This is a genomic window from Paeniglutamicibacter sp. ZC-3 (genome assembly GCF_025847175.2).
GTDB classification, from domain to species: domain Bacteria; phylum Actinomycetota; class Actinomycetes; order Actinomycetales; family Micrococcaceae; genus Paeniglutamicibacter; species Paeniglutamicibacter sulfureus.
Window position 1 is genome coordinate 48,543 of the sequence record NZ_JAOYTG010000021.1, and the last position, 14,357, is coordinate 62,899.

At 65.5% G+C, this 14,357-nt stretch carries 11 protein-coding genes; 3 read left to right on the forward strand and 8 right to left on the reverse strand.

Features of this window, described 5'->3' with window-relative positions; all coding sequences use genetic code 11:
• Positions 1 to 25 precede the first annotated feature (25 nt).
• Both OIU93_RS17495 and OIU93_RS17500 read left to right on the forward strand, forming a co-directional pair.
• Entirely contained in the window at positions 26 to 682 is a 657-nt protein-coding gene (locus OIU93_RS17495) for a hypothetical protein (protein ID WP_264271342.1), read from the forward strand.
• A 2-nt stretch (positions 683 to 684) separates the two neighbouring features.
• Positions 685 to 969 carry a transcriptional regulator gene (locus OIU93_RS17500; RefSeq protein WP_264271343.1) on the forward strand — a complete coding sequence of 95 codons (285 nt, stop codon included), beginning with the start codon at positions 685 to 687 and terminating at the stop codon, positions 967 to 969.
• Between the two features lie 308 nt (positions 970 to 1,277).
• On the opposite strand, the gene OIU93_RS17505 is transcribed toward OIU93_RS17500, so the two are convergent.
• From OIU93_RS17505 to OIU93_RS17530, 6 genes are all read right to left on the reverse strand, one after another.
• Positions 1,278 to 2,429, reverse strand: coding sequence for an MFS transporter (locus OIU93_RS17505; RefSeq protein WP_264271371.1), 1,152 nt, complete (start codon positions 2,427 to 2,429; stop codon positions 1,278 to 1,280).
• A 95-nt stretch (positions 2,430 to 2,524) separates the two neighbouring features.
• Complete coding sequence (locus OIU93_RS17510; RefSeq protein WP_264271344.1) at positions 2,525 to 3,289, reverse strand: CPBP family intramembrane glutamic endopeptidase; 765 nt, start codon at positions 3,287 to 3,289, stop codon at positions 2,525 to 2,527.
• 60 nt (positions 3,290 to 3,349) lie between these two features.
• The gene (locus OIU93_RS17515) at positions 3,350 to 4,006 is read right to left on the reverse strand and encodes a pentapeptide repeat-containing protein (protein WP_264271345.1); all 657 of its coding nucleotides are present in this window, start codon (positions 4,004 to 4,006) and stop codon (positions 3,350 to 3,352) included.
• A 145-nt stretch (positions 4,007 to 4,151) separates the two neighbouring features.
• Positions 4,152 to 6,347, reverse strand: a complete 2,196-nt coding sequence (locus OIU93_RS17520) for an acyltransferase family protein (RefSeq protein ID WP_264271346.1) — start codon at positions 6,345 to 6,347, stop codon at positions 4,152 to 4,154.
• Between the two features lie 166 nt (positions 6,348 to 6,513).
• Positions 6,514 to 8,502, reverse strand: coding sequence for an ABC transporter ATP-binding protein (locus OIU93_RS17525; RefSeq protein ID WP_264271372.1), 1,989 nt, complete (start codon positions 8,500 to 8,502; stop codon positions 6,514 to 6,516).
• An 87-nt stretch (positions 8,503 to 8,589) separates the two neighbouring features.
• Positions 8,590 to 10,323 (reverse strand): ABC transporter ATP-binding protein, encoded by a 1,734-nt coding sequence (locus tag OIU93_RS17530; RefSeq protein WP_264271347.1) that lies wholly within the window; start codon positions 10,321 to 10,323, stop codon positions 8,590 to 8,592.
• A 303-nt stretch (positions 10,324 to 10,626) separates the two neighbouring features.
• Between OIU93_RS17530 and bcp the strand changes: the two genes are divergently transcribed.
• Positions 10,627 to 11,103: a thioredoxin-dependent thiol peroxidase gene (bcp, locus tag OIU93_RS17535; protein ID WP_264271348.1), complete on the forward strand. Its 477-nt coding sequence runs from the start codon at positions 10,627 to 10,629 to the stop codon at positions 11,101 to 11,103.
• A gap of 115 nt (positions 11,104 to 11,218) precedes the next feature.
• Here the strand turns inward: bcp and OIU93_RS17540 are convergent, their stop codons facing one another.
• Both OIU93_RS17540 and OIU93_RS17545 read right to left on the reverse strand, forming a co-directional pair.
• Positions 11,219 to 12,748 carry an amino acid permease gene (locus OIU93_RS17540; RefSeq protein ID WP_264271349.1) on the reverse strand — a complete coding sequence of 510 codons (1,530 nt, stop codon included), beginning with the start codon at positions 12,746 to 12,748 and terminating at the stop codon, positions 11,219 to 11,221.
• 79 nt (positions 12,749 to 12,827) lie between these two features.
• Entirely contained in the window at positions 12,828 to 14,261 is a 1,434-nt protein-coding gene (locus tag OIU93_RS17545; protein ID WP_264271350.1) for an aspartate ammonia-lyase, read from the reverse strand.
• Positions 14,262 to 14,357: the final 96 nt, after the last annotated feature.

The window sequence follows — 14,357 nt, forward strand, 5'->3', positions numbered from 1 at the left end:
GGCACCGCGAAGGAAAGGCATCACCATGAACACGAACCCTGCCCCCGACTCCCCCCAGCAACTTGATCCGCGCGCCGCACTGGTGGCGATCAACCAGACCGCCGCGGCAACCCGCGCCTCCATTGAACCCAACGTCGCGCTCATCTACTTCGTGTGGGCCCTCGCCTACCTGGCCGGCTACGGGCTGCTGCACGGCGCAACGTTCGGCTGGATTCCACTGGCCTACACGACCGCGCTGGTCCTCGGCGGGATAATCCTGCTCGCCGCCGTGGCCTACACCGCGGTTCTGGGCATCCGTTCCGGATCCCAGGTGCGTGGAGATTCCAAGTTCGCGGGCATGGCCTACGGCATGAGCTGGATGGGCGGCTTCGCCACCGTGGCCGTATTCAGCATCGCCTTCGCCAGGCTCATGCCGGACTCCGCGCAGCTGGCGACCGGCTGGCTGATCAACGCGGTGGCCATCCTGGTCGTCTCCCTGATGTACATGGCCGGGGCCGCAATCTTCCAGGACCGAGACATGTTCATCCTCGGTGTCTGCTTCACCGCGCTGAACGTCGCCGGGCTTGTCGCCGGACCCGGGACCTTCATTTCCATCTTCGCCATCGGCGGCCCGATCCTCTTCATCGCCGCCGGACTCCTCGCACTGGCCCGCCGCCGCGCTTCCTCCCGGGCGGCGAAGTAGCCATGGCCGAGTTGGATCCACTCATCCACGCGGATGCCCGGTTGCGGGTCATGTCGGCGCTGAACACCCTGGGGCCGAAGGAATCCATGGCTTTCCCCAAGCTGCGCGAAATCCTGTCGATGACCGCGGGCAACCTTTCCACGCACCTGCGCAAGCTGGAGGACGCCGGGTACATCTCCCAGGAGAAGGTCATCGAGGGCCGAAGCCCTGCCACCTATGTCGGCATTACCGCTCGGGGCGTCGCCGCGTTCGAGGTCTACAAGGCCCAGCTCATCCAGCTGCTCTAACTGTGCTTTCCCCGCATGCAGCAAGCCCCGTCCATTGCTGGACGGGGCTTGCCGTTAACTACTCAGAGACGATGCCCTAGATCGCAGAAGCGATCCAGATTACCAAGGCAACGGCGACGAGAACGCCTACGATTGTCCATACAAGGTTGCTTCCACGCATGTGGTCCACTTCCAATCTCTTCGTTGTTACTTCTCAATATGGGTATACAGAGAACTTCTTTAGCATAACGGGTGGCGGCGCCGGAGCCAGCACGATTTGCACAGACTCGCCGGGAAACCCGTCGTCGGGCCCGCTTTCCCCGCCAAGCCTAGGGGTGCCGACGCAGGCCCCCGAGCGCCAGCAGCGCCGCCAGCACCAACAGGGAAACCACCGAAACCACCAACCCCGGCCAGTTGGCGGCGTTGAACGCCAGTCCGATGGCCCAGCCAAAGAGCGAAGACCCGGAATAGTAGGCCAGGTTGTACAGGCTGGCGGCCTGTGCCCGCCCACCGACGCCGAGCATTGGAATCCAGCCGCTGGCCACCGAATGGGCGGCAAAGAACCCGGCGGTGAACACCAAAAGCCCGAAGACGATCGTAGGCAGGAAATCGACCAGTGTCACCACAAGGCCCGCGGCCATCAACGCAATCGAGGCCAGCAGCACCGGCAGGCGGTTAAAGCGCGCCACCATCGCCCCGGACTGGCGCGATGACCAGGTTCCCGACAGGTAAGCGACGAACACCAGCGAGGCCAGCGAGGCGGGGATCAGGAAGGGCGCGGCCTCCAGCCGGAATCCCAGGTAGTTGTAGACGGCCACGAAGCCGCCCATGAGCAGGAAACCCTGCGCATAGAGCACCAGCAGCGGCCCCTTTCGCAGGTTCATCCACAGCTTTTTCCACAGGGGAATTCGGTTCGGGCTGCGCCAGGGCACGGGAGTGAAACCGCGCGGCTTGGGAGCCACCGCGATGAAAACGCCCGCGGCGACGGCTGCCATCACCGACACCACCAGGGTGCCCAGGCGCCAGGAAACAAATTCACTCAGCGGCCCGGCCACCAAGCGTCCGGCAAGCCCGCCGAGGGTGGTCCCGGAAATATAGGTCCCGGCGGCAACCGCCGAATGCAGTGGCGACACCTCCTCCGATAGGTACGCCAACGCCACCGCGGGGATCCCGCCCAGGGCCAGGCCCTCGATGAAACGCAGGGCCAGCAACCATTCGAAGCCAGGGGAAAATGGCACCGCAAGCCCCAGCGCCACGGCCGCCGTCACGGCGATGGTCATGGCGCGCAGCCGTCCCATCCGGTCGGCCAGCAGCGACCAGAAGAGCACCGAGGCGGCCAGGCCCAGCGTCGCGGCGGAAACCGCAAGCGCCGCATCGGCTTCGCTCACCGACAGGTCGCGGGCCAGTTCGGGCAGCACGCCCTGGACCGAGTACAGCTGGGAGAAGGTTGCCACCCCGGCGGCGAACAGCGCCAGGATCATCTTGCGGTAGCCGCGGCTGCCATGGGCATGGCCGTGCCAGTGCGCTGAATCTTCGGGAACGCTACTCACCTGTGCGACGGTCTTTCGTTGGATATCTACTGCTGGAACAGCGGCAGCAGCGTATAGGACAGGATCAGCGCCACGGCATTGTTGAAGACGTGTAGGACGTAGGAGTAGGCCAGCGACTTTCCGGTGACAACGTAGGCGAGCGACATCATGATCCCCAGCGTCGTATAGGGAATCGCGCTGGTCAGGTCGAAGGAACCGGATCCAATGAAGTGCAGCGAGGTGAAGAGCACCACCGAGATCGGCACGCAGACCCAGACGTTGAGCTTGCGGCTGAGCTTGCCGATCAGCAGGTGGCGGAAGATGTATTCTTCCACGAAGGGGCCAAGGATCACGGTGACCACGAACATGGTCGCGAACGGCACCGACCGGGTCATGCCCTCGATGGCCAGCTGGTTTTCGCTCTTGACCGGATTCCCCATGGCAACCAGCACGATGGCGCTGACGACCAGGGACCCCAGCCAGCCCCCGGGAACCATCAGGGCCTTGGCCCACGGGTTGTACTTGAACGTGGCGAATGAGGAACGCAGCGCCTCGAAGCCCATGATGATCGCCCCGGTGAACACCACGACGTAGATGATGAGGTTAACGCCGAATTGCGCCGAATCCTGGTTCTTGAAGGCCTCGACGAAACCCGGGACCAGCGCCAGCAGTCCACCGGCGCCCAGGACAAAGAGCACCAGGTAGGTGCCCAGCACCACCACGTCCCCGCGCCGCATGGGCCCGGCCTCGAAGACCGGTTGCCGCTTGCGCGGCAGCTGGGCGTATGGGTATGGGACAGGAGTTTGCTGCATGGTTTCCAGCCTACCGAGCGTTCCCAGGTCCGGAATCCACTTCCGCGCCCCGCACACTTCTCACTCGACGCGAAGGCCCAGTTCGTTGGCGAGGATCGGGGCCAGGTCCAGGAGCTGCTCGTAGCTCACCGTGGCGCCCTTAAGCGCAGTGATTCCGGAGAGCGTGCGCAGGCGCGCCCCGCGCAGGTCCACGTCCTTGAGCTTGGCGCCGTTCAGGGCCAGGGTGTCAATGGTGCAGTCGATGAAGGTGACCCGTTCCAGGTTGGCGCCTCCTGCATCGAGCTCCTCGATGTGCACGTCGCGGAATTCCACGTCCTTGATCCTCGCGCGGCGCAGGTTCAGGTAGCCGAGCTTGGCCCGCTCGAACTTCACCGAGCGGAACGTGGCTCCGTAGAGCTCGGCCGATCCGATGCGTCCGCCGATGACTGCGGTGTTCCACCATCCGGAGTCGGGTGCCTCGAGCACCGGGGCATTGACCTCCTCGATGCGGCAATCCCCGAAGGTCACCCTGGCCATGGGTGCGCCCTGCAGTGAAACCGAGCGGAAGATGCATTCGGTGAAGACCGCGTCCTCCAGGTCCACCCCCGCCGCGTCGTCGGATTCGAAGAGCAGGCCCTCGGCGCGCCCGTCGGTTTCCAGCCCGGTCAGATCCCCGGACCCGGTGGTGGCCGGTTCCTTGAAGGCGGGCAGGCGGGGGGCTTTCACGGATGCAGGCATGGGCATCATTTTATGCCGCACACCACGCCGGCACCGGGCAGGGGCGTGGGTAGGCGCACGTTGGCTTTCTCACCTCGGTGACAACTTGACGGGAGGTCCGGGGCAGTGTCGACGCGACGGTGGAGGGGGTTCCCCGCCGCCGGCCCTAGCCGCCGGTGCCGAAGACCGGGTTTTGGTCCAGTTCCCTGGCGAGCATGGGCGCCAGGGACGCCGAGAAGTCGTGGGACAGATGTGACTGGTCGTAGTAGGTGATCAGCGAACCGATGACGGCGAAGCAGGTCTCTTGCGAGCAGATGGAATCGGTGAGGTCCGCGCGCACGATGCCGCGTGGGGCGGCATCGCTGTCCAGCGCCCTTTGCAGGTTCTCCCTGATCGACAGGCCCTCTTTGCGGGGCACCGCGCAGGCCAGCGGGTCGCGGGGGTTCGAGGCCACGCACGTGGGCACGTTCACGTTTCCCAGCCGCGGCACCTCGTGGATCACCGCGACCGTCTTGCCGGCATCGATCCAGGATTGCCACAGGCTGGTGAAACCCTCGGTGGCCGGGTCGGCGAATTCGTAGCCCGGGGAGGAGATCCAGGAGCGTTTGTTGCCCTGCGCGGCCACGATCACGGCGTCAATGTCCCGATCCGCCGCGAGCCTCGGACCCAGGGCACGCACCGATTCGGTGCATAGGCGCTCGGCCGTGCCGCTGAGCTTTTCGGAGCCCTTGAGCGCGGCGACCGAGGGCGAACAGCCGGAGCGGATGTGGGTCACCAGTTCCCAGTCGCGCTCCTTGGCGATTTCCACCAGCGCCGGCAGCCAGGCCGAGGCGTGCGAGTCCCCCACCACGGCAACGCGCAACCTGGGGTCAGTGGTCTTGCCGAGACGGCAGCTGGATTCCGCCACCTGCAGGGTGTCGGTTTCACAGCCCGGGAACAAGGGGCTGCGCACCTGCTGGGAGACGGCAACCGCCGAGGGCCAGGGTGCGAAGTCCGAGGCGACGGGCAGGCAGTCGGCCGCGTGTTCCAGCGTCCCGGCGCCGTAGCACGTGGAGGCGGTGTCCATCCGCGGCAGGTTCGCGCTCTGCGCCGACGCAGTGGTGCCCGCCCACGCGATCGATGCCAGCAGCATCATCCCTGCCAGCGCAAAGACCAACGTGTTGCGCACCGGCTTCAGCATTTTCCCGAAGCGCAGCGGATCCTCGATCAGCAACTGCGATAGCCAGGCCAGCAGGATTGCCAGTCCCAGAATGCCTGCCTCGTGGTACCACTTTGGTTCGGCGTGCAACACGAAGGGTGCAACGATGATCAGCGGCCAGTGCCACAGGTAGGCCCCGTAGCTCACGTCCCCGACCCGGCGCACGGGGTGGATCGAGAGCCAGGTGGCGTGGGAGAACCAGCGCATGCCCGGGCGCTGCGTGCCTGCGGCGGCGAGCAGCGCGGCGGTGCCGAGCACCGGAACCAAGGCCATGGTTCCGGGGAAGCGGGTCTCGGTGGGGATCAGCAGGGCACCGGCCAGCAACAGTGCGAGCCCGCCCCAACCCAGCAGCGCGCCGCGAAGTCCACCGACCCCGCGATTCACGCAGAGCAAAGCGACCACGCCGCCGGCGGCAAACTCCCAGGCCCTTCCGGCCGTGTCGAAGTAGGCTGCCGAGGGGTTCGCAGTAGTGACCCAGAGCCCGTAGGCAAAGGAAAGGAGCATGATCGCTCCGATGGTGATCAGGAAGAGCCTGCGGGTCCCTGGTCCGGAGAAGCCACGCCGGTCGATGCTCGCCCGCGGCACCAGCTTGCCGGCCACGAACGCGGCGCCCAGGATCAACAGTGGCCAAGCGAGGTAGAACTGTTCCTCCACGGAGAGCGACCAGTAGTGCTGCACCACGGTGGCCATTTGCCCTGCGGCCGAGTAGTCGGTGGCGTCGGCCACCAGCGCCCAGTTCTCAATGTAGAACCCGGCGGCGGCAACATGCTTGAACATGGTGCCGTGCTCGGTGGCAGGGATGAAGAAATACACCAGTGCGGCGCTGGCCAGCAGCACGGTGAACGCCAGGGGCAGCAGCCGCCGGATGCGCCGGGCCCAGAAAGTTGCCAGCTTGATGGTCCCGGTGGCGCGCATTTCCCGGAACAGGTGCGCGGTGATCAGGTAGCCGGAAATCACGAAGAACACGTCAACGCCGATGAATCCACCGGTGAGCGCGCCGGGGCGCAGGTGGTGGATGATGACCATCAGCACGGCGATGGCGCGAAGTCCCTGGATATCGGCCCGGAATCCCATCGAGGAGCCGTTGGAGTTGATCCGTGGACCGTCCGCAGATGGGGTCCGGTGCGGGGATAGCTGAGGGGCGGAACCGGTTCGAACTGTCACTCGGGCAAGCCTATCCCACCACCCGAACCCTCGATCCGTCGTTGGGCCACAAGTTGATACTTCCAACAAATGGCGGTGGCCCCGAAGGGTGCGGATCCTTGGGATCCGCACCCTTCGGGGCCATCTGCGCGCTGGCAGTGCCCGGCGCGCTACCGGCGCACCAGTTCTAGCCTTTCAACTCCGCTTCGGCGTCCTGTTCAAGGGCGGGCTCGCTGCCCTCGAGCACCGGGGCGCCGCCGGGAGCGGGTTCCGTGTCGAGAACCTCGGCCGGGCCGGCGAACTGCGACTGGTACAACCGGTAGTACGCACCGCGCGCCGCGAGCAGCACCTCGTGGTTGCCCTGTTCCACGATCCTGCCCTCCTCCATCACCAGGATGGTGTCGGCATCGCGGATCGTGGAGAGACGGTGGGCGATCACGAAGCTGGTCCTGTCGCTGCGCAGCGCCGCCATGGCTTTCTGCACCAGCAGCTCCGTGCGGGTGTCAACCGAGGAGGTCGCCTCGTCGAGGATCAGCAGCGACGGGTTGGCCACGAACGCGCGCGCAATCGTGATCAGCTGCTTCTCGCCGGCCGACACGTTGGTGCCTTCCTCGTCGATGACCGTGTCGTAGCCCTCGGGCAGGGCGCGGACGAACCTGTCAACGAAGGTGGCCTTGGCCGCCTCCATGACCTCCTCGTCCGTGGCCTCCAGGCGCCCGTAGCGGATGTTCTCCAGGATGGAACCGCCGAAGAGCCAGGCGTCCTGGAGCACCATGCCGACCTTGGAGCGCAGGTCGGCCCGGCTGATCCGGGTCACGTCCACCCTGTCCAGGGTGATGCGCCCGGAGTTCAACTCGTAGAAGCGCATGACCAGGTTCACCAGGGTCGTCTTCCCCGCGCCGGTGGGGCCGACGATGGCCACGGTGTGCCCCGGGTGCGCCTCGAAGGACAGGTCCTCAATCAGCGGCTTGTCCTCCGAGTAGGAGAAGGTGACGTGCTCGAACTCGACGTGGCCGTCGGTGCGGGCCGGCAGCGACGCGGTCACGGTGTCCTCGTCCTGCTCGTCGGCATCAAGCAGCTCGAAGGTGCGCTCCGCGGAGGCAACGCCGGACTGGAGCATGTTGGCCATGCCGGCCATCTGCCCCAGCGGCTGGGTGAACTCGCGCGAGTACTGGATGAACGCCGTCGCATCTCCCAGGGACATCTGCCCCGAGGCCACGCGCAGCCCGCCGACCACGGCGATGCCGACGTAGGCCAGGTAGGAGATGAAGTTCATGACCGGGAAGATCATGCCGGAGACGAACTGGGCGCCGAAGGAGGCCTTGTAGAGCTCCTCGTTCTTCTCGTGGAAGCGGTCCAGCATGTCCTGCTCGCGCCCGAAGACCTTCATCAGGTCGTGGCCGGAGAAGGACTCCTCGATCTGCCCGTTCAGTGCACCGGTGTTCTTCCACTGCGCGGTGAACAACCCCTGGGCGCGGGAGCCGATGACGCCCGCGGCGACCGCGGAGAGCGGCAGTGCGATGAGCGCAATCAGCGCCATCTGCCAGGAGATGATGAACATCATGATGATGATGCCGATGACCGTCAGCAGCGATTGCACCAGCTGGCTGATCGCCTGCTGCAGCGCGTTCTGGATGTTGTCCACGTCGTTGGTGACGCGGCTGAGCAGGTCGCCACGCTGGCGGGTGTCGAAGTAATTCAGCGGCAACCGGTTGAGCTTGTGCTCCACGTCGCGCCGCAGGCCGTAGACGACCTTCATGACCAGGCGGTTCAGCAACCAGCCCGAGGCCCACATGAACAGCGAGGCCACGAAGTACATGGAGAGCACGATGAGGATGTAGCGACTGAGCAGGGGGAAGTCGATGCCGACGCCCGGGACGAGGTTCATCTTGGACATCATCTCGGCCAGGTCATTCTGCCCGGAGGCACGCAGCCCCTCAATGACCTGCTCCACCGGAACATTTGCGGGCATGTTCCCGCCAATGGCGCCGGCGAAGATCACGTCCATGGCCTGGCCCAGGATCTTCGGTGCGATCACCGAGAGAACCACCCCGGCGGCCGCCAGCAGCAGGACCACGGTCATGCCGAGTTTTTGCGGGGCCAGCAGCCCCACCAGGCGCTTGGCCGAGGGCCAGAAGTGCTTGGCCTTGCGGACCGGGAGCGAGTCGCCGAACATGTCGGAGGCCCCGGCCGTGTCGAACTCGTCGATCTCGTCGGTCGGTTCCACGACTGCCGTTGTTTCCTTCTTGGTGCGTTTTGCCATTTAGGCCACCTCCTCCACTGCCAGCTGGCTGGTCACGATTTCCTGGTAGGTTTCCGAGGATTCCAGGAGTTCCTCGTGCGTTCCGCGGGCCACGATTTCGCCGTGGTCCAGGACCAGGATCTGGTCGGCGGCGGTGATCGTTGAGATGCGTTGGGCGACGATGATGACCGCCGCATCCTTGGTGGGTTCCTTCAGCGCGGCCCGCAGGTGCGCGTCGGTTGCCACGTCGAGTGCGGAGAAGGAGTCGTCGAAGAGGTAGATCTCCGGCTTCGCGGCAAGGGCCCGGGCGATGCACAGGCGCTGGCGCTGTCCTCCGGAGACGTTGGTGCCTCCCTGGGAGATCGTCGAGCCGAGGCCGTCCTCGCGTGCTGCGACAAAGTCTTCGGCTTGTGCGGTGCGCAGGGCATCCCACAGGTCCTCTTCGCTGGCGTGTTCCGCGCCGAAGCGCAGGTTGGAGGCAACGGTTCCGGAGAAGAGGTAGGGATGCTGCGGCACGGTGGCCACCGCGGCGGAAATCTGCGCGCGGGTCAGCTCCGTGACCGGAGCCCCGCCCACCAGCACCTGGCCCTGCCTGGCGTCGTAAAGCCGCGGGATCAGGTTCAGCAGCGTGGTCTTGCCCGAGCCGGTGGACCCGACGATGGCGGTGGTCTCGCCGCGTCGGGCGGTGAATGAGATGTTGTTGAGCACCGGCGCCTCGGCACCCGGGTAGCCGAAGGTGACGTTGCGGAACTCGATGGTTCCGGGGGCGTCCATCTCGGCGACGCGCTCGGTCTGGTCGGTGAGCGACGGGACCATGGTGGTGACCTCGTCGATGCGCTCGGCGCAGACGATGGCGCGCGGGATCATCATGGCCATGAAGGTTCCCATCATCACCGCGATCAGGATCTGCAGCAGGTACTGCAGGAACGCGGTCAGCGCACCGACCTGCATTTCGCCGGTCTCCACGCGGTGTCCGCCGAACCACAGCACGGAGGCGGTGGCGATGTGCAGGATCATGCCGATCAGCGGGAACATCAACACGAAGAGGTTGCCGACCTTCACGCCCACGCGGGTGAGCTTGGCGTTGGCCTCCTCGAAGCGCTCGGTCTCGTGGGGTTCGCGCACGAAGGCACGCACCACGCGGATGCCGGTGATCTGCTCGCGCAGCACCCCGTTGATCCCGTCGATGCGGTCCTGCATCTGGCGGAAGAGCGGCATCAGGAAGATGACCAGCACGCCGACGACCACCAGCAGCACGGGCACGGAGACCCAGACCAGCCAGGACAGGCCGACGTCTTCGCGCAGCGCCATGATGATGCCGCCAACGCACATGATGGGTGCCGAGACCATGAAGTTCAGGCCCATCAGCACCAGCATCTGAACCTGCTGCACGTCGTTGGTGCCGCGGGTGATCAGCGTTGCGGCGCCGAACTTGTTGACGTCTTGCGCGGAGAACGCGGTGACGGCGTCAAAGACGGAATGGCGCAGGTCCCTGCCGATGGCCATGGCGGTCTTCGCGCCGAAGTACACGGCGGCGATGGCCGTGAGCACCTGGACGAATGCGACGGCAAGCATCACGCCGCCGGTGCGCCAGATGAAGTCGGTGTCGCCCTTGACCACGCCGGTGTCGATGATGCGGGCGTTGAGGCTGGGCAGGAAGAGTGTGGCGATGGTGGTGGCGAGCTGGAAGAACAGCACGGCGGCAATCCACCACTTGTAGGGTTTCGAATGTCTAAGTATGAGCTTTAAGAGCATCAGGCAGTGTCCTCATGATTTTTTAGCCGCACGAATCCACCATGGTTTGGTGGCCCTTCGAGGGCGGCAACATGGCATTTTTCAGCCAAGCATTGGTCACTCTACCCTCGATGTCCCCCGGTTTGACCCTCCCAAAGACTGATTTTTCCAAAGGGTCTACATCGCAGGATGTAGGGGTGAAACGGCGACGACAACCATCATGCCTTGCAGCGCACGGTTTTCTCCGATTCCCTTTCAGTGTCCGCGAGAAAACCCTAGGCTGGAAACGACATCAACAATTTGCTTGATCGAATGGAGAATTTCATGTCCTTGACTTCAACACCCTTGTCCGCCGGCGAGCGCGCACCCAAGTTCACACTGGCCGACGCGCACGGCACGCAGGTAGCCCTGGACGACTATGCGGGCAAGAACGTTGTGGTGTACTTCTACCCCAAGGCGGCGACGAAGGGATGCACAACCGAGGCCTGCGATTTCAGGGACAACCTCAACTCGCTGCGGGCCGCCGGCTACGAGGTCCTGGGCATTTCCCCGGATGAGGGCGATGCGCTGGCCTCGTTCGCCGAGGCCGAGTCGCTGAATTTCCCGCTGCTCTCGGATCCCGATTTTGCGGTGGCCACTGCCTATGGTTCGTACGGGCAGAAAGAGGTCAACGGCAAGAAGTACTCCGGCACCCTGCGCAGCACCGTGGTGGTTGACCCGGACGGGAAGGTGGCCCTGGCCGAATACAACGTCGCCGCCGACGGCCATGTGGCCCGCCTGCGCGAGGAACTCGGGGTCTAGGAAGCCACCCGCGCACGGCTCCGCGGTCCCGGCGCCGGTGCCGGTGCCGGTGCCACGGCGGTTAAAAAGGCGGCACCGGCGCGGATCGTGTCCGCGCCGGTGCCGCCCCGTCTTCCTACTGAGAGTCGGAAGCCCCGTTGACAGAGAACTCGTGGTTCTCCGTCGGGTCGGAGAGCGCATCGGCGTTCGCCCGCGCCGCGGCAATTTCCCGGATGCGCCCGCGCGAGGCGTACCAACCGATCATCAGCGCCGGGATGATGACGATGATCGAGGCAACGGTCCAGGTGCCCACCGGGGAATCGAAGGCCATCAGCACGATGACAGCGGCCAGGAAGGCGAGGGTCAGGTACCCGGTGTAGGGCGCCCCGATCATCCGGAAGGCCGGACGCACAGCTCCCCCGCGCTTGGCCAGGCGATAGAGCGCCAGTTGGCAGAGCACGATCATGCCCCAGGAGGCGATGATGCCCAGCGCTGCCATGTTCAGCACGATCTCGAAGGCATTGGCCGGAACAATCGCGTTGAGCACCACGCCGAGGCCAGCCACCGCGGCGGTCAGCGCGATGCCGCCGTAGGGCACACCCTGCTTGTTCAGCTTGGCGGTGAAGCGCGGAGCGGATCCGGCCAGCGCCATCGAGCGCAGGATGCGCCCGGTGGAATACAGGCCCGCGTTCAGCGAGGACATCGCCGCGGTGAGCACCACCAGGTTCATGATCGAGTCCATGCCGGAAACTCCGATGGACCCGAAGAACGTCACGAACGGGGACTCGCCGGCCTTGTAGGCGGTGTATGGCAGCAGCAGCGAGAGCAGCACCAGCGAGCCGACGTAGAAGACGGCGATGCGGATGATCACGGTGTTGATGGCCTTGGGCATGACCTTCTCGGGATTCTCCGTCTCGCCTGCGGCGGTGCCGATCAGCTCGATCGAGGCGTAGGCGAACACGACGCCCTGCATCACCACGACCACCGGCAGCAGGCCGTTGGGGAAGAACCCGCCGTTGTCGGCGATCAGGCTGAAGCCGACTTCGTGCCCGGGAATCGGGGACCCGAAGATGACGAAGTAGATGCCCACCGCCAGGAACCCGACCAATGCGAGGACCTTGATCAGCGCGAACCAGAACTCGAGCTCGCCGAAGACCTTCACCGAAACCAGGTTCAGCCCCAGCACGATCAGCAGCGCCGCAAGCGCCCACACCCACTGCGGGACCGAGCCGATCCACGGCACGTACTTGGCGAAGAAGTTCATGTACAGCGCGATCGCCGTGATGTCCACGATGGCCGTCATGGCCCAGTTGAGCCAGTACAGCCAGCCGGTCACGAATGCTGCCTTCTCCCCGAAGAACTCCCGGGCGTAGGAGACGAAGGAGCCCGAGGAGGGACGGTGGACGACCAGTTCGCCCAGGGCGCGCAGGATCAGGAACGCGAAGAACCCGCACACGGCGTAGCTGAACATCAGGGCCGGACCCGCACCGGCCAGGCGGCCGCCGGCACCCATGAACAGCCCGGTGCCGATGGCCCCGCCGATGGCGATCATCTGGATCTGGCGGGCTTTCAGTCCCTTGTGCATTCCCTTGTCCTCGGCGGTCAATGCCGAGTTGGGGGTGTCGGGTCGGTGCGTGGTGCGGGTTTCTGGGATTTCACGTGTCATGCGCAGGTGCCTCTCGGGGAGTGTCTGGGGGCTTGCTCAAGGGTGGAACGGGTTGAAACGGTTGGAACGCTTGGGGGGCTTATTCGCTGAGGTTGGCCAGACGCTCGGGACGCAACAGCTCGTTGAGCTGCAACTCGGTGAGCAGCCCGTGCTCCAGGACCAGTTCGGCCACGCCTCGGCCGGTGGAAAGTGCCTCGAGCGCGATCTTCGTCGAAGCCGCGTAGCCGAGCTGCACAGTGAGCGCGGTGACCAGGCCGATGGAGTTCTCCACCTGGGCCCGCAGCTTCTCCTCGTGGGCGGTGATGCCCACGATGCACTTGTCGGCCAGCGTGATGCAGGCGGCCTCCAGGTGGCGCATCGACTTGGTCAGGCTGTGGACGATGATCGGCTCGAAGGCGTTGAGCTGCAGCTGCCCGGACTCGGCGGCCATCGTGATGGTCACGTCGTTGCCGATGACCTCGTAGGCCACCTGGTTCACGACCTCGGGGATCACCGGGTTGACCTTGCCCGGCATGATCGAGGAGCCGGACTGCACCGCGGGCAGGTCGATCTCGCCCAGCCCGGCGCGCGGGCCGGAGGAGAGCAGGCGCAGGTCGTTGCAGACCTTGGAGAGCTTGACCGCCACGCGCTTGAGCACCCCGGAGAGGTGTACGAAGGCGCCGACGTCGGCGGTTGCCTCGATCAAGTCGAAGGCCGTCTCCAGCTTCAAGCCGGAGATCGCGGCCAGGTGCGTGCAGGCCAGGGACGAATAGCCCACCGGCGCGTTCAGCTCGGTGCCGATGGCGGTGGCGCCCAGGTTGATTTCGTGGATGAGCAGCGTGGATTCGGCCAGGCGCGCGCGGTCCTCGCCGAGGGTGACGGCGTAGGCGTTGAATTCCTGTCCCAGGGTCATCGGGACGGCGTCCTGCAGCTGGGTCCTGCCCATCTTCACCACGGTGCGGAATTCCACGGCCTTGGCCGCGAAGGCCGCCCCGAGGTGCTCCATGGCAGCGACCAGCGAGGTGGCGCCGAAGATCGTGGCCACGCGCACCGCGGTGGGGTACACGTCGTTGGTGGACTGGCTGAGGTTCACGTGGTCGTTGGGGTGCAGGTATTGGTACTCGCCTTTGGCGTGGCCCATGATCTCCAGGGCACGGTTGGCGATGACCTCGTTGGCGTTCATGTTCGAGGAGGTGCCGGCGCCGCCCTGGATCACGTCGACCACGAACTGCTCGTGCAGGTTCCCGGCGATGATCTCGTGGCAGGCCTCGATGATGGCGGCGGCGCGGGTCGCGTCGAGCAGCCCCAGTTCCAGGTTTGCCTGGGCGGCGGCCTGCTTGACCATGGCCAGTGCCGTGACCAGGTGCGTGTTGGTGGACAGCGGCTGGCCGGTGATCGGGAAGTTTTCCACGGCGCGCAGCGTGTGCACGCCCCAATATGCCTCCGCGGGAATGTTGCGGTCCCCGATCAGGTCGTGTTCGCTGCGGACCGCGCGGGGCGCGGCGACCTGCAAGGTGGCGGTGGATTCGGACATGGCTCTCCTAGGGGTGGCGGTGAGGCGGATATGCAAGGGGGGTGGAAGTTTTTGGGCGCGCGCCAGTGCGGGCGGGAGTGCGGTGGAGCGAGGCAG

Bases quoted from the DNA above. Each gene is read 5' to 3' on its own strand.
- OIU93_RS17495 (WP_264271342.1), top strand. From the start codon at position 26: ATGAACACGAACCCTGCCCCCGACTCCCCCCAGCAACTTGATCCGCGC.
- OIU93_RS17500 (WP_264271343.1), top strand. From the start codon at position 685: ATGGCCGAGTTGGATCCACTCATCCACGCGGATGCCCGGTTGCGGGTC.
- OIU93_RS17505 (WP_264271371.1), bottom strand. From the start codon at position 2,429: ATGATCCTGGCGCTGTTCGCCGCCGGGGTGGCAACCTTCTCCCAGCTG.
- OIU93_RS17510 (WP_264271344.1), bottom strand. From the start codon at position 3,289: ATGCAGCAAACTCCTGTCCCATACCCATACGCCCAGCTGCCGCGCAAG.
- OIU93_RS17515 (WP_264271345.1), bottom strand. From the start codon at position 4,006: ATGCCTGCATCCGTGAAAGCCCCCCGCCTGCCCGCCTTCAAGGAACCG.
- OIU93_RS17525 (WP_264271372.1), bottom strand. From the start codon at position 8,502: ATGTTCGGCGACTCGCTCCCGGTCCGCAAGGCCAAGCACTTCTGGCCC.
- OIU93_RS17530 (WP_264271347.1), bottom strand. From the start codon at position 10,323: ATGCTCTTAAAGCTCATACTTAGACATTCGAAACCCTACAAGTGGTGG.
- bcp (WP_264271348.1), top strand. From the start codon at position 10,627: ATGTCCTTGACTTCAACACCCTTGTCCGCCGGCGAGCGCGCACCCAAG.
- OIU93_RS17540 (WP_264271349.1), bottom strand. From the start codon at position 12,748: ATGACACGTGAAATCCCAGAAACCCGCACCACGCACCGACCCGACACC.
- OIU93_RS17545 (WP_264271350.1), bottom strand. From the start codon at position 14,261: ATGTCCGAATCCACCGCCACCTTGCAGGTCGCCGCGCCCCGCGCGGTC.